The 25,550-nt window shown below is 61.6% G+C and carries 23 protein-coding genes, 1 tRNA gene and 1 pseudogene; 11 read left to right on the top strand and 14 right to left on the bottom strand.

The genetic code is table 11. The annotated features are described in order from the left end of the window. Positions 1-55: 55 nt before the first annotated feature. A complete protein-coding gene (locus tag LCF59_RS03160) occupies positions 56-1,492 on the bottom strand; it encodes a Glu/Leu/Phe/Val dehydrogenase (RefSeq protein WP_292285507.1) in 1,437 nt (478 codons plus the stop codon). A gap of 295 nt (positions 1,493-1,787) precedes the next feature. Here LCF59_RS03160 and LCF59_RS03155 point away from each other — a divergent pair, with 295 nt between their 5' ends. From LCF59_RS03155 to LCF59_RS03145, 3 genes are read left to right on the top strand one after another with little or no spacing between them, the layout of a single operon-like run. Beyond that, entirely contained in the window at positions 1,788-3,449 is a 1,662-nt protein-coding gene (locus LCF59_RS03155; RefSeq protein ID WP_292285505.1) for a TadE/TadG family type IV pilus assembly protein, read from the top strand. After that, positions 3,446-3,985: a pilus assembly protein gene (locus tag LCF59_RS03150; RefSeq protein WP_292285503.1), complete on the top strand. Its 540-nt coding sequence runs from the start codon at positions 3,446-3,448 to the stop codon at positions 3,983-3,985. The genes LCF59_RS03155 and LCF59_RS03150 overlap by 4 nt, the downstream gene beginning before the upstream one ends. Beyond that, positions 3,985-4,734, top strand: coding sequence for a hypothetical protein (locus tag LCF59_RS03145; protein ID WP_292285502.1), 750 nt, complete (start codon positions 3,985-3,987; stop codon positions 4,732-4,734). The genes LCF59_RS03150 and LCF59_RS03145 overlap by 1 nt, the downstream gene beginning before the upstream one ends. A 3-nt stretch (positions 4,735-4,737) precedes the next feature. On the opposite strand, the gene LCF59_RS03140 is transcribed toward LCF59_RS03145, so the two are convergent. The 3 genes from LCF59_RS03140 to LCF59_RS03130 all read right to left on the bottom strand — a co-directional run bounded on the left by LCF59_RS03140 (position 4,738) and on the right by LCF59_RS03130 (position 7,314). Next, the gene (locus tag LCF59_RS03140; protein WP_292285500.1) at positions 4,738-5,199 is read right to left on the bottom strand and encodes a hypothetical protein; all 462 of its coding nucleotides are present in this window, start codon (positions 5,197-5,199) and stop codon (positions 4,738-4,740) included. Positions 5,200-5,311: 112 nt separating this feature from the next. After that, positions 5,312-7,111 (bottom strand): ABC transporter transmembrane domain-containing protein, encoded by a 1,800-nt coding sequence (locus LCF59_RS03135; protein WP_292285498.1) that lies wholly within the window; start codon positions 7,109-7,111, stop codon positions 5,312-5,314. Positions 7,112-7,240: 129 nt separating this feature from the next. Beyond that, a tRNA-Gly gene (locus LCF59_RS03130) sits at positions 7,241-7,314 on the bottom strand. A gap of 371 nt (positions 7,315-7,685) precedes the next feature. Here LCF59_RS03130 and LCF59_RS03125 point away from each other — a divergent pair. After that, on the top strand, positions 7,686-8,633 hold the full coding sequence (locus tag LCF59_RS03125; protein WP_292285929.1) for a DMT family transporter: 948 nt from the start codon (positions 7,686-7,688) through the stop codon (positions 8,631-8,633). 269 nt (positions 8,634-8,902) lie between these two features. On the opposite strand, the gene LCF59_RS03120 is transcribed toward LCF59_RS03125, so the two are convergent. From LCF59_RS03120 to LCF59_RS03085, 8 genes are all read right to left on the bottom strand, one after another. Beyond that, complete coding sequence (locus LCF59_RS03120; protein WP_292285496.1) at positions 8,903-9,964, bottom strand: glycine betaine/L-proline ABC transporter ATP-binding protein; 1,062 nt, start codon at positions 9,962-9,964, stop codon at positions 8,903-8,905. A gap of 14 nt (positions 9,965-9,978) precedes the next feature. Continuing rightward, a complete protein-coding gene (locus LCF59_RS03115) occupies positions 9,979-11,025 on the bottom strand; it encodes a proline/glycine betaine ABC transporter permease (protein WP_292285494.1) in 1,047 nt (348 codons plus the stop codon). Between the two features lie 124 nt (positions 11,026-11,149). Next, positions 11,150-12,112, bottom strand: a complete 963-nt coding sequence (locus tag LCF59_RS03110) for an ABC transporter substrate-binding protein (protein WP_292285493.1) — start codon at positions 12,110-12,112, stop codon at positions 11,150-11,152. Positions 12,113-12,162: 50 nt separating this feature from the next. Further along, positions 12,163-12,888, bottom strand: a complete 726-nt coding sequence (locus LCF59_RS03105; protein ID WP_292285926.1) for a DUF3726 domain-containing protein — start codon at positions 12,886-12,888, stop codon at positions 12,163-12,165. Beyond that, the gene (locus tag LCF59_RS03100; RefSeq protein WP_292285925.1) at positions 12,888-14,543 is read right to left on the bottom strand and encodes a hypothetical protein; all 1,656 of its coding nucleotides are present in this window, start codon (positions 14,541-14,543) and stop codon (positions 12,888-12,890) included. Before LCF59_RS03100 ends, LCF59_RS03105 begins: the two co-directional genes overlap by 1 nt. 20 nt (positions 14,544-14,563) lie before the next feature. After that, the gene (locus LCF59_RS03095; RefSeq protein ID WP_292285491.1) at positions 14,564-15,571 is read right to left on the bottom strand and encodes a membrane dipeptidase; all 1,008 of its coding nucleotides are present in this window, start codon (positions 15,569-15,571) and stop codon (positions 14,564-14,566) included. Then, a complete protein-coding gene (locus tag LCF59_RS03090) occupies positions 15,568-15,744 on the bottom strand; it encodes a hypothetical protein (RefSeq protein ID WP_292285489.1) in 177 nt (58 codons plus the stop codon). Before LCF59_RS03090 ends, LCF59_RS03095 begins: the two co-directional genes overlap by 4 nt. A 26-nt stretch (positions 15,745-15,770) precedes the next feature. Beyond that, on the bottom strand, positions 15,771-16,757 hold the full coding sequence (locus LCF59_RS03085) for an Ldh family oxidoreductase (RefSeq protein WP_292285487.1): 987 nt from the start codon (positions 16,755-16,757) through the stop codon (positions 15,771-15,773). Positions 16,758-16,871: 114 nt separating this feature from the next. Between LCF59_RS03085 and LCF59_RS03080 the strand changes: the two genes are divergently transcribed. Continuing rightward, positions 16,872-17,768 (top strand): LysR family transcriptional regulator, encoded by an 897-nt coding sequence (locus LCF59_RS03080; RefSeq protein ID WP_292285485.1) that lies wholly within the window; start codon positions 16,872-16,874, stop codon positions 17,766-17,768. Between the two features lie 248 nt (positions 17,769-18,016). On the opposite strand, the gene LCF59_RS03075 is transcribed toward LCF59_RS03080, so the two are convergent. Further along, a complete protein-coding gene (locus LCF59_RS03075; RefSeq protein WP_292285483.1) occupies positions 18,017-19,207 on the bottom strand; it encodes an IS701 family transposase in 1,191 nt (396 codons plus the stop codon). 120 nt (positions 19,208-19,327) lie between these two features. Next, the gene (locus LCF59_RS03070) at positions 19,328-19,981 is read right to left on the bottom strand and encodes a GntR family transcriptional regulator (protein WP_292285481.1); all 654 of its coding nucleotides are present in this window, start codon (positions 19,979-19,981) and stop codon (positions 19,328-19,330) included. A gap of 133 nt (positions 19,982-20,114) precedes the next feature. Between LCF59_RS03070 and LCF59_RS03065 the strand changes: the two genes are divergently transcribed. The 6 genes and pseudogenes from LCF59_RS03065 to LCF59_RS03040 form a co-directional block, all read left to right on the top strand. Next, positions 20,115-21,389 carry an ABC transporter substrate-binding protein gene (locus LCF59_RS03065; RefSeq protein WP_292285480.1) on the top strand — a complete coding sequence of 425 codons (1,275 nt, stop codon included), beginning with the start codon at positions 20,115-20,117 and terminating at the stop codon, positions 21,387-21,389. 71 nt (positions 21,390-21,460) lie between these two features. Then, positions 21,461-22,345 carry a carbohydrate ABC transporter permease gene (locus LCF59_RS03060; RefSeq protein ID WP_292285478.1) on the top strand — a complete coding sequence of 295 codons (885 nt, stop codon included), beginning with the start codon at positions 21,461-21,463 and terminating at the stop codon, positions 22,343-22,345. Beyond that, positions 22,342-23,157: a carbohydrate ABC transporter permease gene (locus LCF59_RS03055; RefSeq protein WP_292285475.1), complete on the top strand. Its 816-nt coding sequence runs from the start codon at positions 22,342-22,344 to the stop codon at positions 23,155-23,157. The genes LCF59_RS03060 and LCF59_RS03055 overlap by 4 nt, the downstream gene beginning before the upstream one ends. Before the next feature lie 13 nt (positions 23,158-23,170). Continuing rightward, entirely contained in the window at positions 23,171-24,223 is a 1,053-nt protein-coding gene (locus LCF59_RS03050) for an ABC transporter ATP-binding protein (RefSeq protein WP_292285473.1), read from the top strand. 13 nt (positions 24,224-24,236) lie between these two features. Then, positions 24,237-25,364, top strand: a complete 1,128-nt coding sequence (locus LCF59_RS03045) for a hypothetical protein (RefSeq protein ID WP_292285471.1) — start codon at positions 24,237-24,239, stop codon at positions 25,362-25,364. Continuing rightward, positions 25,364-25,550: pseudogene (locus LCF59_RS03040) on the top strand (2,4-dihydroxyhept-2-ene-1,7-dioic acid aldolase); the annotation flags it as partial. The gene LCF59_RS03045 and the pseudogene LCF59_RS03040, both read left to right, overlap by 1 nt.

Genomic DNA, 25,550 nt, shown 5'->3' with positions numbered 1-25,550 from the left:
TGGATCAGATGTGCCGCACGTCTAACCCAGCCATAGCGGATTGTCATCCAATCCGTCAGAGACCCTTGGCCCGGTAGCTCGCGGCGACCTTTTCGATCGCCACGAGATAGGCCGCGGTCCGCAAGTCATGCACGTCATCCCGGCTGTGCCAGGCTTCATGCATCGTCTGGTAGGCAATGCGCATCGTGTCATCCAGCCCCGAGCGCACCAGTTCCAGTTCATCCGCACCACGCAGGTAACGGTCCTTGAAATCGGGGGTCATCGACCATTTGTCGCCCAGCATGTTGTCCAGCCGCTGCAATTCGTCGATCACCAATTGGTGCCGCGCCTCTTCCTGACGCCGCTGCATCCGGCCAAAGCGGATGTGGCTGAGGTTCTTGACCCATTCGAAATAGGACACCGTCACACCGCCGGCATTGGCATACATGTCGGGGATCACGACCGTGCCCTTCTCGCGCAGGATATCGTCGGCCCCGGCGGTGATCGGCCCGTTCGCCGCCTCGATGATCAGCGGCGCCTTGATCCGTTCGGCATTGCTGAGGTCGATCACCCCTTCAAGCGCCGCCGGGATCAGGATGTCACATTCCGCCTCCAGAACGCTCGCCCCGTCCGCAGTATGGGCCGCATCGGGATAGCCGCTGACCCCCCCGTGCTTGATGATCCATTCACGCACCGCTTCGACATCGATGCCTTTTTCATTGAAAAGCGCCCCGTCGCGTTCGATGATGCCAATGATCTTGCACCCATCCTCGTCACGCAGGAATTTGGCCGCATGGTACCCCACGTTGCCCAGACCTTGCACGACAACCCGCTTTCCATCGAGCGAGCCGGTCAGCCCGGCGGCCTTCATGTCTGGTGGATGACGGAAAAATTCGCGCAGCGCATATTGCACGCCGCGCCCCGTCGCCTCGACCCGGCCCGCGATCCCGCCATTGTTCGGCGGCTTGCCCGTGACACAGGCCCGCGCATTGATATCGGTGGTGTTCATCCGGGCATATTGATCCGCGATCCAGGACATCTCGCGCTCTCCGGTTCCCATGTCCGGGGCCGGGACGTTCTGGGCCGGGTGGATCAGGTCCCGCTTGGTCAGCTCATAGGCAAAGCGGCGGGTGATCTGTTCCAACTCGAATTCGTCGTATTCTCGGGGGTCGATGCACAACCCGCCCTTGGACCCGCCAAAGGGCGCCTCGACCAGGGCACATTTATACGTCATCAGTGCTGCCAGCGCCTCGACCTCGTCCTGATTGACCGCCGTGGAAAAACGGATCCCCCCCTTCACGGGCTCCATATGTTCCGAATGCACCGAGCGATACCCGGTGAACGTCCTGATCTGGCCTCGCAGGCGCACCCCGAAGCGCACCGTATAGGTCGCGTTGCAAACGCGTATCTTCTCCTCGAGTCCCGGCGGAAGATCCATCAGCGCCACGGCGCGGTTGAACATCAGATCCACTGATTCGCGGAATGTCGGCTCATTTGGCGCGTTGTTACTCATAAACTCCTCCCGGTTGGCAGGCTTTCGCCCAGTGTCAAAGCGCAGCCTATGACAGCTTTGTAAATTTCGCACGCATTGCGTGGAACATTCTTTTCAAATCATCCCGCCAAGTCTGAAGAACTGTTTCACCCATTGCATCAATTTGACCAAAGAGCCGTGAATTATCTTTTAAATTCAGCATACTCCTTAATTTTTCCACATTTCCTGCCCTATTGCCGCCGCCTTTCGCCTTCACTTCTCCTCAAATCGAAGTGGGGTGTCAGTCCGTCCTGAATGGATGGGAGAGAGGTAACAAATGATCGGATTAAGCAACCTTCTGCCAAAGGTGCCGGTCGCGGGACGCAAGAAATCAAAGTTGAGGTCCAGTGCGGCCATGACTCTGTATCGCTTCGGCCGTGACACCGATGGCAACATGTCAGTCATGGCGATCATCGCCGCCATGATGATGCTGGTCTACGGCGGCATGGGGATCGATTTGATGTATGCCGAGGTCGAGAGAACCCGGCTTCAAGCAACGCTGGATCGTGCCGTGCTCGCCGCGGCCGACCTTGAACAGCAGCTCGAGCCACAAGTCATCGTCGATGACTACCTGCAAAAAATGGGTCTCGATGATGCAGACATCTTGGTCACGCCGGATTCCGGGCTGAACTACCGGAACGTATCTGCCGAAGGAGAGCGGATCTTCCCGGCGAAATTCCTTCAGCTGATCGGTGTCGACAACCTGAAGGCGGTCGGCAACGCGGCTGCCGAGGAACGCATTTCGAATATCGAAATTTCACTCGTCCTCGACGTCTCCGGATCGATGGGTCAGAACGAGCGTATCGACAACCTCAAGGTCGCTGCGACGGAATTCATCGAAACCGTTCTCAACGACGACACGTCGGGCCTGACCACGATCAACATCGTGCCCTACAATGCGACGGTGAACCTCGGACCGACCTTGTCCCAGCATTACATTCTGACCGAAGAGCACGAAAACTCGACCTGCGCGTCCTTCCCGGATTCCGCGTTCTATTCGCGGGGGATTGATCCGGGATCCCAGTTGCAGCGCCTGGCGCATTTCGACCCGTACACGCTGGATCAGAATACGGTTGAAACGCCGTCGTCATGGTGCCCTCTTGGTGAAGAAAACAAGATCATTGCGCAGAGCGACAACGAAGCGGACCTCACCGCGCTTATCGATACCTTCCAGGCGGGCGGCAACACGGCGATCGACCTTGGGATGAAATGGGGCGTTGCCCTTCTCGATCCCTCTGCCAGACCGGTTGTCAGCTCACTTGCGTCGGACGGTCATATCACGTCGGAAGCAATCGGTCGCCCGGCCGACTACACCGCCGAAGACGCGATGAAAATCGTGGTTCTCATGACGGACGGGATGAACACGACGCAATATGATCTGTCGCCCGAATACGCCAGCGGCATGTCCGATATCTGGATCGACGACCGAGGCGACAATGACCCGTACAACGACCGGTTTTCCCACCGCGTTTCAGATGGTGGCAGATGGAGCAGCGAAGAATACTACTGGGTTCGCTTCGACAATGATTGGCGCAACAGGTATCAAAGTGAACCGGACGGCGGAGCTGCCGCACGCCCTATGACCAACGCCGAAGTCTTCGCACGCTGGGGCACCCGCGCCTTTGGCCAAAAGTTCTTCCGCCGGCCATATTACGACAATCGCGTGTCCTATAGCGAGTATTACAACGCCTACTATGCCTACGAGACAATCGTCAGCAATTCGGAGGCAGATTCCCGGCTTTCGACACTCTGTGCGGAAACGCGTGATGCGGATGTCACCATCTTTTCCATCGGCTTTGAAGCCCCGGACCGAGGACAAGCCGCGATGCGCGATTGTGCATCCTCGCCGTCCCACTACTTCCCGGTGGAAGGCCTTGAAATTTCGGACGCGTTCCAGGCGATTGCCCGGACCATTAACCAGCTGAGGTTGACACAATGACGCGGCAAGACATGAAATATATCCGCCGCTTCCTGCGGGATGAAAACGGCTCTGTGGTATTGCTTCCATTCGCCCTTTGGCTACCGGTTTTCATGGCAATCATTATTGCCGGACTTGAAATCAGCGCCGTGTCGCTGCGCCATACCGAGCTGGAGCGTGGACTCGATGCGACCGTGCGGGATGTGCGGCTGGGTACCGGGGACTCCTTCGATCACAGCACGCTCAAGCAGAAGATCTGCGAGAATGCGAATATCATGACCGAATGCAATGAGAATTTGTACCTCGAAATGATCCCTCTTGATCTGCGGAACTGGAGTGAACCGTCCTTGTCAGCAACATGCGTGGACACAACCGAAGAGGTTCGCCCGGCCATCACATTCGACGCAGGCGCCCCGAACGAGCTGATGCTGCTTCGCGCCTGCTACAAGTACAAGCCGATCACACCGACGGGCGTCATTGGAGGATCCCTTGAAAAGGACTCCGAAGGATATACCGCGCTGGTGTCCTACACGGCCTTCGTACAGGAGCCTTACTAATGCTAGTTCGTATCAAGAATGATATCTCGCGGTTCTTCCGCGACCAGAAAGGGGATGCGTCGCTCGAAGCGATCATCTTCATCCCGATCCTCCTGGTCATCTTTGTAGCCACATGGATCTTCTTCGATGTGTTTCGCCAGACCGCGATCAATCAAAAGGCAAATTATACAATCGGCGACATCATCTCGCGGGAAACCGAGATACTCGACGAGACCTATATCGATAATGCCCAGAGCCTTCTGTACCACCTTGCACAGGCCGAGGAGGAAGATGTCGACTTGCGGATATCGGTCGTTCAATTTGTCCAGACCGGGGAGGAAAGTACGGATGGCTCGTATATGTTGGCCTGGTCCAAGGCACGGGGCGATTGGTCTGCCCACGTTCAGGCAGACATGGTGAATTACACCGACCAACTGCCGCTCCTTGCGCCGGGTGACCAGTCGATCCTTGTCGAAACACGAGACTGGTACGAACCGACCTTCCAGATCCCGGGCATCGAGGATTTCGACATCTCGACCTATTCCTTCACCCGTCCGCGGTTTGCACCGCAGGTGATCTTCGAAGGGATCAACGACGGAACGAACAAGCAGTGGCAGAACAATGGCTGGGGCAATGGCGATCAGGACGCGCCCGGTGGGTCACTGTGCAACAACAACGCCGAGAACGGCTCTGAGGGCGACGCCGATCACACTAGCTGTTCGAGCGACTCGTCAAAGGCCAACGGGAAGAAGAACAAGAAGCAATCCTGACGGCTAAGCGTCGCGCTGGGCAATCATCACGCTGATGATGTCGGCCATCGGACGGGCTTGCGCCCCGGGGGTCACCCCGCCGACGGCCACCCGGCGCCCCAGACGCCACCACAGACCCGGCTGCCACGCCCGTGGCGCCGGGTTTTTCAGTTTTATCGTGAACCCGTTCGAGGGCTTCATCGCAAAAGCCCCCCGGCTGACCGCTTCAACGTCTTCGATCCGGGCCAGCACCCTGCCATCGCTGTCGGCAATATGCTCACGCGTCAGATAGAGGCACCGGGTTGTCGCCACCTGAAGCTTGTACGCCATTCCCAACGCGCCAAGCCCCATCGCGATCAGGAACACCTGCCACCCCAGGTGCGCCGGCGGCTGCGTGAACGCCAGGTAGAGAACCAGCGCCCCGAGCGTCAACAACATGCCAAGCGCAAGGACCCGCCGTGGCCCGCGCGGGTCTACCTCTGCCAATATCTCATCCTGCACAGCGTCTCTCCCGGTGATGCACCGACGCCGATAGCCCATTCACGCGCCTAAGGCGAGACCGCCTGATCAACCCTGACGCGTCACAGGACGGACGAGCCTATTCCGCCGCCATACCATCGGTGAACTGCAACCGCGCCAGACGCGCATAAAGCCCGTCCTCCGACACCAGGGCGTCATGCGCCCCGGTGGCAACCACATGGCCCTGATCCATGACGATGATCCGGTCGGCCTTCTTCACCGTGGCCAGCCGGTGCGCCACGATCACCGTGGTGCGCCCCTCTGACAGGTCATCCACGGCATGCTGCACCGCGCGTTCGCTTTCCGCGTCCAGGGCGCTTGTCGCTTCATCGAGCAGCAATACCGGCGCATCGCGCAGAATGGCACGCGCAATGGCGATCCGCTGCTTCTGGCCTCCCGACAGCATCACACCACGTTCGCCCAACCAACTGCCATACCCCTCGGGCAGCGCCGCGATAAACTCATGCGCCGCCGCCGCCTTAGCGGCACTCTCGATCTCTTCATCGCTCGCATCGGGCCGGCCAAACCGGATATTGTCGCGCGCCGAGGCGGCAAAGATCACCGGGTCCTGCGGCACAAGCGCGATATGCTTGCGGAAGGTATCGCGGTTCAGCGCGTCAATCCGCACGCCGTCAAGGCAAACAGCACCCGAGTCCGGGTCATAAAACCGCTGGATCAATTGAATGATGGTTGTCTTGCCTGCACCGCTCGGCCCGACAACCGCCACTGTTTCCCCGGGCTCGATCCGCAGGTTCACACCGTCCAGCGCCGCAACGCCCGGTCGGCTCGGATAGGCGAAATGCACATCCTCGAAGGTGATCTCGCCGCGCACCGGCTCGGTCAGGGTCAGCGGCGTGTCCGGGTCATTCACCGTGTCCTCGGCATGCAGCAATTCGACCAGCCGTTCCGTCGCACCGGCCGCGCGCTGCAATTCACCGAAAATCTCGGACAGGGCCGCAACAGAACCCGCCACCATCACCGAATAGATAACGAATTGCACCAGCGCACCCGCACTCATCGAGCCACTTCGAACATCCGTCGCGCCGATCCACAACACGCCGACGATGCCGGTGAACACGAGGAAAATGACGATTGCCGTCATCTGCGCCCGGGTCCAGATCCGCCGCCGCGCCGCGTCAAAGCTCTTTTCCGTCACATCCGCAAACGCCTGCTTTGAAATGGTCTCATGCGTGAACGCCTGCACCGTCTGAACCGACAAAAGCGTTTCGGAGGCATTGCCCGAGGACGCCGCGATCCAATCCTGGTTCTCGCGGCTCAGCTTGCGCATCTTGCGCCCCAGTACAAGGATCGGAATCACCACAGCAGGCACGATTAACAGAACCATTCCCGTCAGCTTGGCCGAGGTGAACAACATCAGGATCATGCCGCCGACAAACAGGAGCGCATTGCGCAGTGCGATGGAAATGGACGACCCGATCACGCTCAGGATCAGCGTGGTGTCCGTGGTGATCCGGCTCAGAACCTCGCCGGTCATGACCCGCTCGTAAAAGGTCGGGCTCAGTCCGACAACACGCGCGAACACCGCCATGCGGATATCGGCCACCACCCGTTCGCCAAGCCGCGTGACAAGCGCATAGCGCAACGCGGTGCCGACCGCGAGCAAGCCGGCAATGGCCAGGGCGGCGCCGAAATACCGATCCAGCAACGCCCCATCCGACGTGTTGAAATTATCCACCACCCGGCGCACGGCCATCGGCAGGATAAGCGATACGCCAGCCGTTGCCGTCAGCACGAAAAGCGCCGCGAACATCAGCAGCCGGTAGGGCGCAACAAATGGCCAAAGCGCGGCAAGCGATCCAATCTTCTTGGATTTTTCGCGGTCGTCTTTCTTGTTCGGTATTTGTGTTGCGTCCGCCATCAGGGTCCCGTTTTCAGTTGAACACGCTTAAACATTGGCCCGCCGGTATTGGTCAAGCCGAAGCCTGCGGAAATTACCATTTGCCGCGCCAAGACGGGCAGCGCACAAGGTCCGCGATGTCGGGGATGTTGGAGCGGGCGACGGGAATCGAACCCGTATCATCAGCTTGGAAGGCTGAGGTCTTACCATTACACAACGCCCGCGCAGCGTGGTGTCTGGTATTTCATGCGCGCAGGGAGGTCAAGTATCTGCTGAATGATGAGGAAGGAAATTCGCAGACCACGCCGCGTGCTGTCGGTATCGGGCGATGGGCGGTCCGCGTCTTTGGCAAGAGATCAGGTGCCAGATCGGCCCTGACCGCTGGCCTCCTTTGTGGCATGCACGGCTGACCAGTCTTTCGCCAGGCGGCTTTCCTTTCGCGTTTGCCGACGACGGAATATGCGCTTGAATCGCGGTTTTTCCCCGGGCGTCGTGGCGGTCAACCAGCCGCCCCGATGCTGGCCCTTCGGACAGTGCGCCCGCAGAACACCGGTTTGGCATGGACGCACGCGTTGTGACACCCTATGGCAGGACCATGCAGACCACGACCTCAATCTCCCCACCCACCGATCGCATCCTTGCCGGTGTCGTTCTGATGCTTGGGTTTTGCGTGACCGCCCCCATGCTCGATGTGGCGGCCAAGCTGGCGTCGGACACCATTCCCGTGGGACAGATCACAACCGCACGCTTTGTCGTGCAATGCGCGCTGATGGCCCCCTTTGTCTGGGCCATGGGGCTATCGCTGAGGGTTGCGCGGGAGCACTGGCTGGCTCTGCTGTGCCGTGCGGCCTTGCTGTTGATCTCGACCTTTTGTTTCATTGCCGCGATCCGCGTCATGCCTCTGGCCGATGCGCTGGCGATCGTGTTCGTGGCCCCGTTCATAGTGCTGCTGGTGGGCAAATTCTACTTGGGCGAAGATGTCGGCCCGCGCCGCGTGGGGGCGGCGGTGGTGGGCTTTGCTGGGGTCTTGTTCGTGATCCAGCCCAGTTTCGCGGCCTTCGGCGCGGTGGCGCTGTTTCCATTGGGCACCGCGGTGGGGTTCGCGTCCTACATTCTCGTGACACGCGGGCTGTCACGGCGGATGCATCCGGTGACCTTGCAGTTCCACACCGGCCTGATCGCCAGCCTGCTGTGCCTGCCCGGAATGCTGCTGGCCGAGGGCACCGGATCGGATCTGCTGGACCCGGTCTGGCCCGAAGGCTTCGTGTGGGTCTTGCTGCTGGCGGTCGGTTTTTTCGCCACGCTGAGCCATATGATGATGACCTATGCGCTGTCCTTTGCCCCCTCGGCCACCCTGGCACCTTTGCAATACCTGGAATTGCCGGTCGCGGCCTTGCTGGGGTATCTGGTGTTCCGCGACTTCCCCAACGCGCTGGCCCTGACCGGCATCGCCATCATCATTGGCGCGGGGCTTTATATGATCCACCGCGAAAGGGTCACCGCGCGGCAGTTGGTCACCGAGCGCGCCGCTCCCCCGTTCTGAGCCGGCAAGACCTCCATACCGTCAGGAACAGACCCGCGCGGCACGTCCGCCGGATCGCACGGACCCATCGCTGTCGCGTCCCAGACGAGAGCGTCAGGCGACCCCATCGGGCAGGGGTCGCGCTGCGAATGACAGGTCTTTTCAGCCTCCCCGGGCAGGTGTTTCCGAGGGGATCACGTGCCGGGCGGATGTCGGAACAACCAGCCCGGCCGAGGATGCACATGTCCTTATCCCGCGCGGGATAGGCCGGGGGGCTTGCGCCCCCTGCGTCAGACCGCGCGCGCCCGCATCCCGTCATCGGCGGCGCTGGTTGGAACAAGCGCCCGCACAAGATCCTGCATGTTCAGCACGCCAACTTGACGTCCGTCGCGCATGACCCGGTAGCTCAAGGCGGTATCCCCGCCCGAAAGGGCAATCAGCGATTCCAGCGTATCATCTGGTCCGACGTCTCCGGCGAACGGCCCCGCGCCATCCACGGACTTTGTCATGACAGAGCGCACGCGCAAAACCCGTGCACGATTGATGTCGCTGATGAAATCCACGATATAGGGATCGTTGGGATGCAGCAGAATTTCCTGCGGCTCACCCTGCTGAACGACGTAGCCATCCTTCAGAATGACAAGATGGTCGGCGAGCTTGAGCGCCTCGTCGAGGTCGTGACTGATGAAGACCACCGTCTTTTGCAATTCCGCCTGCAATTCGAGCAGCAAGTCCTGCATGTCTGTCCGGATCAGAGGATCCAGCGCAGAGAACGCCTCGTCCATCAGCATGATGGGCGAGTTGGACGCCAGCGCCCGCGAAATGCCGACGCGCTGCTGCATCCCGCCAGAAAGCTGATGCGGATACTGACCGCCCTGGCCGCCCAGCCCGACACGATCAAGCCACTTGTGCGCGTCGTCCTGGTAGTCCGATCGGGTTTCACCGCGCACGGCGCGGGCCATTCCGGTGTTCTCCAGTACCGTGCGGTGCGGCAAGAGCGCGAAATGCTGGAACACCATCGACATCTGCTCGCGCCGCAATTGCCGTAAAGCCCGCTCATCATAGGCAAGCACATCCTCGCCATCGAGCAGGATCTGGCCCGCAGTCGGCTCGATAAGGCGATTGAGATGCCGGATGAGCGTCGATTTGCCCGACCCCGACAGCCCCATGATGACGGTTATCTCGCCATCCTGCATGTCGACGTTGATGTTCTGCAAGCCCAGCACGTGGTTGTGCTTTTCCCACAACTCCGTCTTGTCCATGCCCGCGCGCACGCGCTCGAGAGCGCGTTGCGGGTCGGGGCCGAAAATCTTGTAAAGGTTGCGGATAGAAAGCTTGACGTTGTTTGCCATCGGTGCGGTTCCCGTCATGAGTTGTTCTGCGCCGCACTGGCGGCATTGACACGGTCAAGGGCGGCCTTGGTCACGCGGTCCAGGATGATTGCAAGAAGCACGATGCCAAGCCCGGAAATCAGACCGACACCCAGTTCAAGGTTACGAATACCGCGCAGAACGAGCACACCAAGACCCGGTGCAGAGACCAGCGAGGCAATGACGACCATGGCGAGGCTCATCATGATGGTCTGGTTTACCCCGGCCATGATGTTCGGCAACGCCAAAGGGATCTGAACGCCAAAGAGCTTTTGCCGGTTCGTCATGCCAAAGGAATCTGCCGCTTCGATCACCTCCTTGTCGACCAGTCGAATCCCGAGGTCCGTCAGGCGAATAACCGGGACGATGGCGTAAAGGATGATGGCGACGCCATAGAGCTTCGGCTCGGTCACCGAGAACAGGAAGATCAGCGGGATCAGGTAGACGAAGGGTGGCAATGTCTGGAGCATGTCCAGAACCGGGATGGTCAGACGTCGCATCGTGTCGCTGCGGGACATCGCAATGCCGATGGGCACCCCTAACAAGACGCACAGGAAAGCACAGACAAAGATGATCGCAAGCGTCTGCATCGCGGGGTCATAATGGTCGATCAGGGCCAGAAAACCGAAACAGGCGGCCACGAATCCCACCAGCTTGAACGATTTTGATGCCACGTAGACCACGGCCAGCAGCAGTGGAATCATGATGAACCAGGGTGTCACCTCGAACAAGGCCAACGCGTTGCGCAACATCCAGCTCAGAGGCTGCGTGATCGGATCCAGCACGATCTGAAGCGAATCCTTGATGCCCAGGAAACCGTCCTCGACCGCCTGCGTCACATCGCTGGATTGGGCGATCCGCCCACAGGAATCACTCAGCGTGTTCAGCGATGGAAACGGCAGGTTCCAGATGGATGGCTCCTCGCCTTTACCGCCCTTGGCCAACAGATCGGCCATGGAGACTGGCCCGCTGTCACCCGTACCGCCGGCATCGCACCAATCCTGCAACCCGAGCCATTCGAATATGAAATCATATGCCGCCATAACAGCTTTCCCTGTCCAGATCCTGTCGCCCGTTCTTGGCGGGCATTATTGAATAATATGCCCCGCCGAGTCAGGACCCGGCGGGGCGTCTGGCAGAACCTTGGCAGGCTCTGCCAAGTGTCAATCACTCGATAAAGGCTGCGAGTTCTTCGCGCGCCGCATCGCTGACCCAATCCGACCAGGTGTCGGCATAGTTGGTCAGGAAATATACGGCCGCTTCCTCGGAAGAGGCGCCGTTCTCGTCCGACCAGGCCAGCAGCATGTTCAGCGTGTCGACCTCGAACGAGACGTTCGACATCAGTTCGACAATCTCCGGCTCGCGCTCGGCCAGGTCACTGGTCGCCACGGTCAGAACCGTACCCACCGGAAAGTCGGACACGGCGGGGTTTTCGTTGTCAGCGTTCTGGTTGGCGGTGTGGATCTCCGTATCCACCTCACCAAGGTCGATCCGGGTCATGTCGTACTTGCCCAAAACGGCTGTCGGACCCCAGTAGTAGCCCAGCCACGGCTCGTCGTTTTCAACCGCGGATGCCAGCGACGCGCCCAGCGTTTCGCCCGAGCCATGGTCAAAGATATCCATCGTGTCGCGCATGTTCAGCGCTTCGATCAGGTTGTCACTGACAATCCGGCATCCCCAGCCGTCCGGGCAATTGTTGAAGCGTCCGTCAACCAGTTCCGGGTTGGCAAGGATGCCTTCGATGGTGGCCACTTCGGGGTGTTCCTCGATCAGCGACGTGGGCACCCACCAGCCTTCGACGGCACCGGGTGTGATCACGTCTGTCAACGGCGTGATCACACCGGACTCGAGAAGTTTGGCGAACGCGTCGCCCGTGGAGTTCTCCCACAGCTCTGTCACGATGTCAGGCTCGCCATTCTCGGCCAGCGATGCGACAGCGGTGGTTGTTGCCGACGGTATGATATCGACGTCGCAGCCATAGCCTTGTTCCATCAGGAACGCAGAGGTGCGCGTGATGATCTGGGCAGACGCCCAATCCATCTCGGAGATCGACACCTTGCCACAATCGGCCTGGGCGATCGCAGGCGCGGCCAGGGCGCCAAAAGTCAGTGCAAGTGTAAGTTTCTTCATCATTTTTTCCTGTGAGTGGTTTCGTAGGTCACATGTGAGTATCGTCTTGGTCAGTCATTGTCACCCCTTGTGGCGCCGGCACCCGCCCTTGACAATTCAGACGGCGGGACGGTGACGCGCATCGAAAGGGCACTGAGCGCAGCCCAGTCATCCGGACCAACAGACCCGGTGGTCCGAAATAGGTCGGGCGCCCGCAATCTCAAGCCCGGAGCGAACTCCAGCCCCAGATCGACCGGTTTTTCGGCGTGATCACGGACCGGTTCGGCATCGGGAAATGCCTGGTCGGCCCAGACCGTGACGCCAGCCCCCGTCCAGCCGATCCGAAGAGGCTGGACGCGATGTCGGGCAACACGCGCCGCGAAGGGCAAGACAAGGAGCGGATGACACACCGCCTCCATGCAAAAGGCTGCGTCTCCCGGACCGTCGGCAAGTCCCGCATGATCGGCCAGCGCCATGCCGCTGCGCAGCGGGCAAAGCGGACCTTCCGGCGACCGCCAGCGTCCGGCCGCAATCTGCGGATATTCCAGCCGACTGGCATGCTGAAGCCGTTGCAACAGGATGCGCGGCCCGGCGAACCCGGCGCGCGACAGCCAGGCACTGGCCCATCCTGCCTCTTCAGCCTCGCCCCAGCTCAACCCGGACCCGCGGGCCGCCTTGAAGCACAGCGCATTGATCTCCGACAGCGACAGCCGGACCTGCGCTGCGGATTGCGCCCCTGCGTCAGATGCGCCACACGCGGCGGATAATCCGCCGGTCGGCTCGATGGCGGGCATCATCAAGCCGCCGCTCCCGCGGCAAGGTCATCGGGATAGATCGCCCCCTGAAAGAGACTGATCCGCACCCAGCGATCCGAGCGCGGATCGAAGCGCGTCGCGCCGAAAAAGGCAAGCTTGCAGCGCAACAGGTCGATGGGCAGCATGTCTGCGGCAATCAGGTTGTCGCGGATTTCCGCAAACGGGTGGCGCTTGGTCGTCTGAACCCGGCGGACCATCAGACGATGGTCCGGATGCGCAAGCAGCAGCCGCGCCACCGGCGTGTCATCCGGCGCGTCCCGCAATGCCTCCCAGAGCGCCGCCGCCTGCCGCCCGGTATCAAGCGGCAATTCGCGGCTGGCACCGGGCTCATCAAAACGTTCCCCAAGCCGCGGCTCGAGCTTTTCCTCGGATATGTACCAAAAGCGCGCGCAATTGCGCGGCGCGACGTAATCGATGCCAAGCGCCCAGCCATAGTGCGTTTCCAGCAGGGCTCTCAACTCCGCGGTCGTCATCGCGCCATCAATCCCGAAACAGGTCTCTTCGTCAGCCCGCATGCAGCCCCCCAACCCGTCGATCAGATCGCCGTGCGGCTCCAGCATCGCCGCAAGAAGAGCCTCCTGCGCCTCGAGCGGCAAGGCCGCCTGCCCCCAGTCCCAGACTGTGTTCCAGGGATTGGCGGCGCTGCTGTCCCATTCGCTGGCTGCAAAGCGGTCCAGCCGCGCCAGCCCATCGCGCAAATCCGACAGCTTTGCCTGCTGGACAGGATGATCACTCTGCCAGTCGGACGCATTCACCCGTGCCGCCTCGAGCGCTGCACGAAAACCGTCGACCGCGGATTGGCTGGCGGCGTGCTGCGCCCGCACGCGCGCCAGCGCCTCTTCACGTGCCATCATCCAGTTGTTCAGCAGCACCGGATGCCAGACAAGGAAAGGCGCCATACCAAGACCCGTGGAATTGCCCACGCCAAGGCCGCGCCGCAGATCGGGGCGCAGGCGCACCGCGCGCTCCCCGCCGCGCGCCCGGGCCATGTGTTCGACCAGATCGACCGTGAAGGCGCGCGTCAGCCAGACCGACAGCATTTCCGCCTGGAATGGCGCCGACAGCCCCGGCCGCCCGGCGATCATGGCGTGGTCCGCTGCGCCGAACTTGCCCGAGCCGTAAACGGCCGTGGTCCGCATGAGATAGCCGGTCTCGCGCAGCATCCGTTCGTCCGGCTGCTGCCCCGCTGCAAGCCGTTCGAGCACGTGATCGAAGATCCGCACCGACCGATTGGCCCGGCTGAGCGACAGCTCGCGCGGCGTCACGCGCCCGGCCTCTTGCAGGGGCACATTGGCTTGCAGACGCTCCAGGTCATCCGCGTCCGGCGTCCCGTCAAACAGCGCGAATGTCGCGTCCCACGCGGTGGCGATCACCCGATCGGACCGCTGATCGGCGGGCAGGTCATGGGCAAAGGCGACAAGGCTGAGCGCCCCGTCCGGCGTGGTCATGCGGTAGACCGCACGCCCGACGCCACATGCATCCATGTCCCATAGGGGGCGGTCGAACACCCAGCCCTCGGTCTCGATCCGGCGCAGCAGTTGGCGCAGGAAGGACAGGCGCGTCGGGTGGCTGCATCCCATGCGCGCCAGACGCATGACCTCTGCCGGAGACCGCCGGAAATCCGCCGCCCGAGGCATCGGTGTCCGGCTTTCGCAGCTCACTGCGCGGCCTCTCTCTGGCCGGACCCGACGGCGCCAAAGCTCTCGGCGAAGAACCGCGCCCAGTTGCCGCCCATGATGCCAGCGACTTCCGCATCGCCCAGCCCCGCGGCACGCAGACCCTGCGCGATCGTCTCGAAATCGCGGTTGTCGCGGAACCAGTCCGGCATGGGCGGAAAGCCCGGACTGTCGGCACTCCCTTCGCCGTAGTCCCGTGCCTTGGTCCAGCGGCCCGCGCGCATCCAGTCCACCACGCTGTCAGGTTGATCCTGGCACAGGTCCGACCCGATACCAACACGGTCCACGCCCACGCGCGCAGCGGTTCGCGCGACCATTTCGCAAAAGTCGCCGAGCGTGCAGTCGCTGCCGCCGCGCAGGTGATGCGGATAAAGCGAAAAGCCCAGCATCCCGCCGCTTTGTGACAGCGCGTCAAGCACGCGCCCGGAGACATTGCGCCGGGCCGGGTGCCATTCGGACGGGTTGGCATGCGTGATGGCGATGGGCCGGGTTGACTGCTCGATCGCATCGAGCGTGGAGCGTTCGCCGGAATGGCTCATGTCCACCACCATCCCCACCCGGTTCATCTCGGCCACGACCTCGCGGCCCATGCGCGTCAGCCCGGTATCCTCCGCCTCGTAGCAGCCCGTCGCCAGCAACGACTGGTTGTTGTAGCTGAGCTGCATGAAACGCAGGCCAAGGCGGTGCAACACCTCCACCAGCCCGATATCGTCCTCCATGCAAGACGGGTTCTGCGCCCCGAAAAAGATCGCCGTGCGCCCGCTGCGCTGTGCAAGCGCTATGTCATCGACGGTGAAGCCCTGGAAGATGCGCTCGGGGTATTGCTCGAACCAACGGTTCCACGTCTCGATATTGCGCACTGTTTCACGAAAATTCTCGTGATAGGTGATCGTGACATGCACCGCATCGACATTGCCCAGGCGCATCTGGCGAAAGATCTTCTCGGACCAGTTGGCATATTGCAGCGCGTCGATGCGGGGCGCGGTCATGCGGAATCTCCCGTGAAGATGTCGGTATAGCGGCCCTCGCCACGCGGGCCAAAAGCAACGTGGTCGTCCGGTCCAGCGGTGGGCAGGATGACCATCACACGGCCGGCCCGCGCATGGCTGCGCAAATGCGGAACACGCGACAGCGGACGGGTCTTGCGGGTCTCTTCGGTCATGCGCGTCCTTCCGGGTTTCAGGTGGTTCAGGCGGCGGCGATCCTGTCCAGCAAGTCTTGTGGCACCGAAACACCCTCGGCCTCGGTGCGGGCGCGATTGGCGGCACGGCGCGCGCCCGGCAGCCGGGCGCCCTCCTGTTCGGAAATACTCTCGGCCAACCGCGCCATGGCAGGGCCGAAGGCATCGCCGGCAAAGGCTGTCGGGTCCACGGCGATAAAGAATTGCCCCGTACCCGGCGGTCCGCCCTTGGGCCCCGAGAAGGGGCTGGCATCAAGCCCGAGATTGGCCCCGGAAAGCGCGGCCGCGAAAATCTCGGCCATCAGCCCTGCGCCGAATCCCTTCTGGCCGCCGGCAGGGCACATCGACCCCGCGAGCGCGGCCTGCGCCTGCGTCGTCGCGTTGCCGTCAGCATCAAGCGCCCAGCCCGGCTCGATCGGCTCTCCCTGACGGGCGCGCAGCACGATTTCGGACTTGGCGATGGCGCTGGCGGATTGGTCGATGACCAGCCGCGCACCCCCCGCCCCGTCCGGCACGGCCAGCGCAAACGGGTTGGTTCCGATCACTGGTCGGTGGCCACCGGTTGGCGCCATCGACGCGGGCGCATTGGTGAAACACAACCCCACCAGACCATCCTCGGCCAAGCGCTCGGCATGGTGGCCCAGCACGCCGCAATTGTAGGATCGCGAAAGCGCCAGCGCGGCAAGGCCGTGATCCCGCGCAGCGGCGGTGAATTCGGGCCAGCCCGCATCGATCCCGGCATGGGCAAAGCCATTGGCCGCATCCACCAGAACCGCGCCGGGGCGCGGATGCCGGACGATCGGCGCGGCGTCGCCAAGCACCTTGCCACAGCGCAGATGCTCGGCATAGACCGGCACATACATCAGGCCATGGCTGCGGATGCCGTCGCGTTCGGCAAGACGGGTCGACCGCGCCACCGGCGCCGCCTGAGCGGCCGAGGCGCCCGCGCGCAGCAGAGTCGCGCGCGACAGGTCCTCGATGGCGTCCAGGGTCATGTGCTGTTCCGACACGCGCATCCTCCCGTTGGTCAAGGCAGCCTGCGAAGACGCATGGATAAGATCAAGCGAATTTAACTTGAATCCATTTCAGCAAACCTGAAATATCCGCGCATGATCGGAATTGCCCCCCTGCGCGTCTTCGTGCATGTCGCCTCTTGCGGCAATATTCGCGACGCGGCGACACGGCTCCATCGCACGCCCTCCGCGATCTCGATGACCCTCAAGCAATTCGAGACCGACCTGGGCGCCGCCCTGTTCGAGAGCGACCGCAAGAACCGCCTGACCAAGCTCGGTGAAGAGGTGTTCGAAGCCGCAAGGGACGTGCTGCGCGAACATGACCAGGCGCTGGAACGCATCGAAGCGGTGGCGGCGGGCCGGCACGGGCGCCTGCGGCTTGCGTCGGTGCCGTCGGTTGCGGCGGAACTTTTGCCGCATCTGTTGACCGATTTCCTCGATACGCGGCCGGGGTTGACGGTCGAGCTTATCGATACCGACAGCGGTGGCGTGCACGCCCTTGTTGCCGACGGCACGGTAGAGCTGGGGATCGCGGCGCCCCCGAAAGATGCGTCGGACTTGCGTTTCAAGACATTGTTTCAGGATCCGTTCCGGCTTGTCTGCCGCTCCGACAATCACCTGGCCGAACGGCGGACGCCGCTGTGCTGGTCCGACCTCGCCGGGATGCGCATCATCGGCAACGATGCCGCAGAGGCGATCGACGCGGCGGCGTGCCGCCGCTTGATCGCAGGCTCGGCGCTCAAGGCCCGCAGCGTCATCTCGCTGCTGGCCCTCGTGCGCGCGGGGGCGGGTGTCACGCTTTTGCCGCGCCTGGCCACGGTGTCGCTGGCCGCGGACCTGATCGCGGTGCCGATGGCCGATCCCTTGGCCGTCCGCAAGGTCGGGGTTATCCTGCGCGATGGCAGAGCGCCAAGCCCGGTCTGCAAGGCCGTCCTGGCGCGGCTGGAGCAGGCCACCGCAAACATCCTCTCGACAGGTCAGGATATGTCATGACAGGGCACGGCCGAGATGCCCGGCCCCCCGGTCCGACCATCTGATTGCCGACATCCACGAACCTGTCTAGTACTACAGTTGCACATTGAGCCGCGCTTTCCGATGTGCGAGGGCTGCGATGGCTTGATGCTGTCTTCGCCATCGGGACCAGCTCCAGATGAAGGCGACGGTCAATACCGGTCGCAGCAAGAGGCGGGCGATCAGGTGACGGATTTCTGATGTGGTCAGGGTGTTTCGAAGCCTGAAGATCACGCTGCTTCCGGCTGAGCCCGCGGACTCGTTTTGTTCGGTTTGCTGAATGCCGTGCGGCGCTGATCAGCGCTGAGGCTGGCCAGAAATGCGGCAGCGGCCATCACCAGACTCATATGTCGATGCCATCCGTGCCAGGAGCGCGCCTCACAGTGATCGAGACCGAGATCATCCTTAGCGCGAAGGAAGCATTCCTCGATGGTCCAGCGCAGCCCAGCGGCGGCCGCCAGTTCCGGAAGCGTCGCATCCGTGCGGGCATATGCAAAATAATACGCGATGGCTTCCGGGTCACGCCGGCTTCGACGGGCAAGCAACCAACGGGAAAAACCCTCTCCGGCCGTATAGTTCAGGGGCACTCGAGCCCAGTCATAGAGCCTGTGTCCCTTGGCACCTTCACCCGCACTGAGCGCCTGCCAATCCATGGGCGGCAGGTCTGCGATCATTGTGGCAGGGTCGGTTTGAACGAGATGCCACTCGTCGAGAAACCGTAGTGTATGGTTCGAACGCACAGCCAGGACATAGGGCTGTTCACGCGTCTCCAGCATCCGACGGAACCGGGAATCGGACCCGTAGACCGCATCGGCCAGCACGAAGGCACACGGCGTTCCCTCGTCCAGCAGGTTTGCTATCATTTCGCAGGCCATGGCCGGCTTGGTGGCAAAGGCCACGTCTTTCGGCACATGCGCCTTTGCACGACGGTCGGGGGCATTTGCCCAGGCTTTGGGAAGATAAAGCCGCCGATCGATCAACGCATGACCCCAGCGGCTGGCATAGCTCACGAAGACGCCAATCTGGCAATTCTCGATCCGTCCAGCGGTACCGGAATACTGCCGTGCAACGCCGACGGAATGTGTCCCCTTTTTCAGGAACCCGGTCTCATCCACGACCAGCACGCCATCCGGATCGCCAAGCGCCTCAATCGCATAGCTCCGAACCCGCTCGCAGAGCGTATCCGCCGACCAGGATGATCTACCCAGCAAAGACTGGATCCGATAGGGCTGCGCCAACCCCGCCTCTTCCGCAAGCATCCAGCCCGTCTTGCGCTCCACCCCGGACAAAAGGCCGTCGATAAACACCCCGGCGGAGCCGCTTTGCTCGGAACGTTTGAACGCTGGGGCGATGAATTCTTTCAAGTCGGCAAGCGCATGCGACCAATCCGAAATGCAGCCGGCCCAATCCGAAACAGTCATGACATATCCTCCCATTCCTTGAGAAGGATGAACCATGGATCTTCCGCAAGTGCAACTGTAGTACTAGGTTGCCATCTTTCGGTCATGCGCCGAACGCCCTCCCCATGAGCATGTGCGGCGTCATGCGGGTTGGGCTCTTGCTCCGAACCGGCGGTTGTAAAGCGTTCGGTAGGCCTCTGCAGATGCAGGCAAATGGGCGCGAACCGCCGCGACAAGCGCATCTTGCGAGGTGCCACGCATAGCTGCGATGATGTCGTAGTGCTGGCTGACGATCTGCTTCATGTGGACCCGGTCTTCGTATTTGATGACCCGAATGGGCTGCGCCGCGCGGGCATGCTTGCTGATCAGTTCCGCAAGGCGCGGGTTTCCGCAGCATGAATATTGCACCTCGTGAAATTCCTGATTGAGCCAGAAGACGGCGCGCAAGTCCTGTTCGTTTACCGCGGTTTCATGGCGTTTTGCGATGTCGTTCAGCCGCGCCGCGATTTGCGGATCACAGGGAAGATCGGTGCGTTCCGCGGCGGCCGTTTCCAGGATGATGCGCACGTCGTACAGCGCGTCGACTTCGTCCGGGGTGAAATCGACCACCTCGACCCCGCGATTGGGACGCCGCACCAGCAGGCCGCGTGCTTCCAGCTCTGCGAAGGCGTTGCGGACCGCATGCCGCTTGGCGCCGTATATCTCCATGACGCGGTCCTCGATAATTCGCGCACCCGGCGGGAAGACCCCGAAGATGACGTCATATTCAAGGTCCTGTGTCAGTTGGTCGGACATTCTGAGCACTCCGTGTCGATCACGTTCACACCTTATCAGGTCAGGAAAAAACCGTCCATTCAGGATTATCAATATTATTATTGACGAAGCGGGGTGGCTCCGGTATCGGTGACGGATGTTAAGGGAGGAGACCATGAAAACACTTAGCAGTGCGATTGCGATCGCGGCATCACTCTGGGGCGCTCAGGCCCATGCATGGGAGGCCATGGAAGGTCGGCCCTTCGATGGTCAGACCGTCAACGTGCTCGCCGTGAAATCCAGCCAGTTCGAAGCCCACGAGGCGCGCCTGGCCGAATTCGAAGACGCGACCGGCATCGACGTCGTTTACGATTACGTGCCATTCCCGAATATGAAAGAGGCCTTGACGACCGAGATGGTGGCGGGCGGCGACTATGATGTCGTGTCGGTGATGGACCAGTGGGTTCATTCGCTTCAAATGCTGATGGAGCCGATTGGACCGGGCATTGAAGCACAGGGCACCGACCTGAGCGATTTTCCGGCCGCACACATACGCCATGGTATGCTGAACGGCGAATTGATCGGTTTGCCGGTGCGTGGTCACGTGCAATTGATGTTCTACCGCACCGACCTGCTGGCGCAGGCGGGCGTCACGCCACCCCGAACATGGGGCGACATGGTGACAGCGGCCAAGGCCATACAGGACAGCACGGATGCCGCCGGGGTTGCATTGCCATATGGCAAGCTCAACGGTCAGAACCTGATGGTCTGGATGAACCTGCTTTGGGGCAATGGTGGCGATCTGTTTGATGCGGACGGCAACGCGATCTTCAATTCCGATGCCGGTGTTGCGGCGACCGAGACCTATATCAGCTACCTGACGGAAGAAGAAATCGTGCCCGCCGGTTCCGCAGTGTTTGTCGAACAGGACGCCGTGAACAGCTTCAAGCAAGGCAATTCCGCCATGCTGCCGGTCTGGTGGTGGGTCCGCTCGCAATTGACCGACCCGGAGCAATCCAGGCTGACGCCCGACCAGGTCGGCTTTACGGCGCTTCCGTCGGTTGCCGGCGCGGATCGCACGACGTTCACGAACACGTGGATTTTCGGCGTCACATCCGAATCCGACAACAAGGACGCGGCGACCGAATTCCTGGGTTGGCTGACGGATCCGGCGCTTGAGCGTGACGTGCTCATGGACCCGGACCTGTCCGAGGTTGTCGCGGTTCACATGTCCAACCTGACCGATCCCGAGGTCAACGAACGCTGGGGCGGGATGCACCAGGCGGCAGCGGATGCGCTGGCGACCGCGGATGGCGTGGAATTCGGGGATAACTGGCCGCGAATCGTCCTGATCCTGGAGACGGCGATTTCCAGCCTCGCCTCGGGTGAAGCGACGGATGTGCAGGCCGTGCTGGACACGGCTGCCGAAGAAATCGCGGCGATCCGCTGACCGCGCGGGGGGCGGGCACCAGCGGTGACCCGGCCCACGCCCTTTCCCGAAAACGAGATGAGGTTTCCACCGTGAAAGATCGGCTGTTGCCCTACTGGCTGTTGATCCCGGCCTTCGTCATCGTGTTGGCGACGACGATCTACCCGCTCGCCCATTCGCTCATAACCTCGTTGCGCGACTGGGACCTGACCAAGAGCCGGCGCCCGGAAGGGTTCGTCGGTTTTGACAACTACGTCTACGCCGCAAGCGAAAGCCAGTTCCTGAATTCGCTCTGGGTGACCTTCGTCTTCGTGATCACGAGCGTGATCCTCACGGTGATCCTGGCGATGGCACTGGCATTGCTGCTGCGCCGCAAAGGGCCGATGCACACCTTCACGCGCATCATCCTGATCCTGCCTTTCGCCATGAGCCCGGCGCTGATCGGCGTCAGCTACCGGTTCATGTTCAACCCGGAATTCGGCGTGCTCGCCAAAGGCCTGGGCGCGATCTTTCCCGCCTTGCAAGGCGTGCCATGGCTGGCGGACCCGCAACTGGCGATGGCGATCCTGGTGCTGACCGATGTCTGGCACTGGACCCCTTACATGACATTCATGTGCCTTGGCGGCCTTGCCTCGATCCCGCGTGAAACCGAGGAAGCCGCGCGCATTGATGGCGCGTCGAACCTGCGCATCGTTTTCGGAATCATCCTGCCGCAAATGAAAGGTGTGATCCTTGTGATGGCCGTTCTGAAAACGATCTTCGCACTGAAAATGTTTGACCAGGTCGTGACATTGACGGGCGGTGGCCCCGGCACATCCACCGAAACCCTGGCTTATTTCATCTTCAATGTCGGCTTCCGCTGGTTTGACATGGGCTATGCCTCTGCCCTCGCGTGGATCCTGACAGCGATCATGATGTTCATCTCGATCTGGTATGTTCGCATGCTGCTGAGCGAAAGAAAGATGGCAACCGCATGAAGCGTAACCTTGCATATCTGGGCGAACGCGCCCTTCTGGTTCTGATTTCCGTCGTGGTCCTGTTTCCGATCGGATGGATGTTCCTGACAGCTTTCAAGCAGCCGCGGGACGCCTATTCGCTGTCGCTGGACTTCGAGCCGACCTTTCGGAACTTCGTCACCGTGTTCTCGGACCCGTGGAACCTGGGCTCGATGGTCATGAACTCCGTGATCGTGGCGACTGTCACGGTGGCCATCGCGGTGCCCTGCGCAACGCTGGCCGCCTATTCCTTTTCGCGGTTTCGGGTGAAGGCGCGGAAATTCATGTTCTTCCTGATCCTGTCGACCCAGTTCATCCCGGCGGTTGTCATCGTCTTGCCGTTCTTTCTGATGTTCCGCCAGCTGGACATGCTGGACACGCGCCTCGCCCTGATCATCGTCAACCTCGCCATCGTCACGCCCTTCGTGATCTGGATGATCAAGGGCTTTATCGACGCAATCCCGACCGACAGCGAAGAAGCCGCGATGATTGATGGCGCGTCCCGGCTGCGGGTCATCAAGGACATCGTGTTGCCCATGGCCGCGCCGGGCATCATGACCTCGTCCATCTTCTGCTTCATCCTGACCTGGAACGAATTCCTGTTCGCCCTGATCCTGTCACGCCGCGATGCCGTCACCCTGCCGGTCGGCCTGGTCAGCTTCCGCACCGAACGCGGGGACCTGTGGGAACTGATGTCGGCGGCCGGTGTCATGATAACCGTGCCGATCTTCATCATGGCGCTGTTCATCCAGAAACATTTCACGCGCGGCATGACGGCCGGCGCGGTCAAATAGAAGGAACAAGATCATGGCCGAAGTCCGTCTTGTCGATATCGAAAAGAGGTATGGTGGTTTTCTTGCCGTCCCGAAACAGAGCCTGACCATTCATGAGGGCGAATTTCTTGTGCTGCTCGGGCCGTCGGGGTGCGGGAAGACCACGACAATGCGCATGATCGCGGGCCTGGAGGACATTACCGCTGGCGACATCCTGATCGCGGGGGCCCGCGTCAACGACAAGCCGCCCAAGGACCGCGACATCGCGATGGTGTTCCAGAACTACGGTCTTTATCCGCACATGACCGTGCGCCAGAATATCGACTATCCGCTCAAGCTGCGGGGAATGAACTTGGCAGACCGCAAGGCGCGGGTTCTGGAAACGGCTGCAAAGGTCGAACTGGACGCACTTCTGGACCGCCGCCCGTCCGAGCTGTCCGGCGGTCAGCGTCAGCGGGTCGCCCTTGCACGTGCCATCGTGCGCACGCCAAGCATTTTCCTGCTGGATGAACCGCTCTCGAACCTAGACGCCAAGCTGCGTGTCACCATGCGGGCCGAACTCAAGCATCTGCACCACGAGCTGGGTGTGACCACCGTCTATGTGACGCATGACCAGATGGAGGCCATGACCCTGGCCAGCCGCGTCGCCGTAATGCGCGACGGCAGGATCGTTCAGTTGGACACCCCCAAAAAGATCTATGCCGAACCGGCCGACTTGTTCGTCGCCGGCTTTATCGGGTCGCCGTCGATGAATCTGATCGATGGGCACATTTCGGGCGGCCTGTTTCGCGCCGACGGCGTGGAATTGCCTGTTGACCTGGCGGATCGCGACGGGGTGGTTCTGGGCATTCGTCCCGAGGAACTCGACATCACCCATGACACGGGCGCAGCCATTAGCGGCAAGCTGTATGCGCTCGAGTTGACGGGGGAATCCACCTTGGTGACCCTGCGAAACGGGCCGTCATCGGTCTGTGCGCGCGGCCACGCGGACTTTGAAGCCGAGATCGATTCCCCCTGCCACCTGAAACCAAGAACTGGAGCCCGCATTCATCTGTTCGACCGTGAAACGGGCGAACGGCTCGGATAAGAAAGGACACCACATGACCCCCACCATCACGCAGGCAAAAGCCGACGCGCGCCATATCAAGCGGGACGACTACGTATCCTGCACCGTGGCTTTCATTGATTGCAAAAAGCCCGGATCGGACACGAAGGAAAACTATTCGATCATCGGCCCCGGTGTGACGTCCTCCGACGATCAGGTCGTGAACCTGCCAGAGGCGCACGGCTTCAACATCGGCGCCGCCGCCATGCCGCACGGGATAACGAACAATCTGCATATTCACTTCACCGCTGAGGTGTTCATCGTGCAGGCGGGCGAATGGACGTTCCGGTGGGGGTCGGACGGCGAAAACGAGATTACCGGCCGTAAAGGCGATATCGTTTCGGTTCCGACATGGATTTTCCGAGGGTTCACAAATGCAGGGCCCGACGATGGATGGCTGTTCACTATCCTGGGCGGCGACAACACCGGCGGCGTGATTTTCCACCCCGAGATCATCCGGGAAGCGGCGGATTACGGCCTTTACATTTCTTCGGACAATCGCCTGATCGACAAATCGCGCGGGGACGAAGTGCCCCCGGAAAGCGGCCGCATCCCGCCCATGCCCGATGAAGACGTCGCCGCCCTGCGCAATGTGTCGCGCGATGAGATGATGTCGCGGATCGTCACCGCCGATGACCGCGATTTCCGGCCCGGTTTCATCGACCAGGCCCTGCCAAGCGGCGGCGCCCAGATCGCGCCTGTCATCGGGTTCGGCATGACGCAAAACCGCGACCATGCCGCGACCATCACCAACCCGCACGGGTTCTCTGCCGAATGGCTGCGCATCGAACCCGGCAAATCCCTCGGACCGTTCCTGCTGGACGACAAGATGGTCTTGATTATGCACGAAGGACAGGCCCGGCTGGACTATGCCGATGGCGGCGCGTCCGTCACTTTGGACGCATGGGACACCTATTCGGTCCCGGCTGGGGTTTTTCGCACACTCACGGCAACCGGCGACACGCCCGTGGAGGCGCTTGTCGTCCTCAGCGGCGATCACCGCAAACGCCCCGTTTTCGCGCCTGAAACCCTTGACGCCGCACGGGACGCAGGCCTTGGTCTTGATGCCAGTGGCTTTGTCGCCAAGGCGAGCCTTCTGCCAAGTTACGGACGGGCAGGGTAATGCGCGCCAATACGGTTCGAACCCGCCTCGCGGCGTCGCAGATCGTGATCAACGGCTGGCTGTCGATCGCCTCGTCCTATTCTGCCGAGGGTGTCGGCCACAGTGGCGTCCATGCCGTGACGGTCGATCTGCAACATGGAACGCTGGGGTTTTCGGACGCCCTGGCCATGATGCAGGCCATTTCGG

This window comes from Marivita sp. (genome assembly GCF_020055675.1).
Lineage (GTDB): Bacteria > Pseudomonadota > Alphaproteobacteria > Rhodobacterales > Rhodobacteraceae > Marivita.
Note: the sequence above shows the minus strand (reverse complement) of the source record. Positions and strands in the feature narration are given on the sequence as shown.

Coding starts and splice junctions, on each gene's coding strand:
- LCF59_RS03160 (WP_292285507.1), bottom strand. CDS start 1,492: ATGAGTAACAACGCGCCAAATGAGCCGACATTCCGCGAATCAGTGGAT.
- LCF59_RS03155 (WP_292285505.1), top strand. CDS start 1,788: ATGATCGGATTAAGCAACCTTCTGCCAAAGGTGCCGGTCGCGGGACGC.
- LCF59_RS03150 (WP_292285503.1), top strand. CDS start 3,446: ATGACGCGGCAAGACATGAAATATATCCGCCGCTTCCTGCGGGATGAA.
- LCF59_RS03145 (WP_292285502.1), top strand. CDS start 3,985: ATGCTAGTTCGTATCAAGAATGATATCTCGCGGTTCTTCCGCGACCAG.
- LCF59_RS03135 (WP_292285498.1), bottom strand. CDS start 7,111: ATGGCGGACGCAACACAAATACCGAACAAGAAAGACGACCGCGAAAAA.
- LCF59_RS03125 (WP_292285929.1), top strand. CDS start 7,686: ATGCAGACCACGACCTCAATCTCCCCACCCACCGATCGCATCCTTGCC.
- LCF59_RS03120 (WP_292285496.1), bottom strand. CDS start 9,964: ATGGCAAACAACGTCAAGCTTTCTATCCGCAACCTTTACAAGATTTTC.
- LCF59_RS03115 (WP_292285494.1), bottom strand. CDS start 11,025: ATGGCGGCATATGATTTCATATTCGAATGGCTCGGGTTGCAGGATTGG.
- LCF59_RS03110 (WP_292285493.1), bottom strand. CDS start 12,112: ATGAAGAAACTTACACTTGCACTGACTTTTGGCGCCCTGGCCGCGCCT.
- LCF59_RS03105 (WP_292285926.1), bottom strand. CDS start 12,888: ATGATGCCCGCCATCGAGCCGACCGGCGGATTATCCGCCGCGTGTGGC.
- LCF59_RS03100 (WP_292285925.1), bottom strand. CDS start 14,543: ATGCCTCGGGCGGCGGATTTCCGGCGGTCTCCGGCAGAGGTCATGCGT.
- LCF59_RS03095 (WP_292285491.1), bottom strand. CDS start 15,571: ATGACCGCGCCCCGCATCGACGCGCTGCAATATGCCAACTGGTCCGAG.
- LCF59_RS03090 (WP_292285489.1), bottom strand. CDS start 15,744: ATGACCGAAGAGACCCGCAAGACCCGTCCGCTGTCGCGTGTTCCGCAT.
- LCF59_RS03085 (WP_292285487.1), bottom strand. CDS start 16,757: ATGACCCTGGACGCCATCGAGGACCTGTCGCGCGCGACTCTGCTGCGC.
- LCF59_RS03080 (WP_292285485.1), top strand. CDS start 16,872: ATGATCGGAATTGCCCCCCTGCGCGTCTTCGTGCATGTCGCCTCTTGC.
- LCF59_RS03075 (WP_292285483.1), bottom strand. CDS start 19,207: ATGACTGTTTCGGATTGGGCCGGCTGCATTTCGGATTGGTCGCATGCG.
- LCF59_RS03070 (WP_292285481.1), bottom strand. CDS start 19,981: ATGTCCGACCAACTGACACAGGACCTTGAATATGACGTCATCTTCGGG.
- LCF59_RS03065 (WP_292285480.1), top strand. CDS start 20,115: ATGAAAACACTTAGCAGTGCGATTGCGATCGCGGCATCACTCTGGGGC.
- LCF59_RS03055 (WP_292285475.1), top strand. CDS start 22,342: ATGAAGCGTAACCTTGCATATCTGGGCGAACGCGCCCTTCTGGTTCTG.
- LCF59_RS03050 (WP_292285473.1), top strand. CDS start 23,171: ATGGCCGAAGTCCGTCTTGTCGATATCGAAAAGAGGTATGGTGGTTTT.
- LCF59_RS03045 (WP_292285471.1), top strand. CDS start 24,237: ATGACCCCCACCATCACGCAGGCAAAAGCCGACGCGCGCCATATCAAG.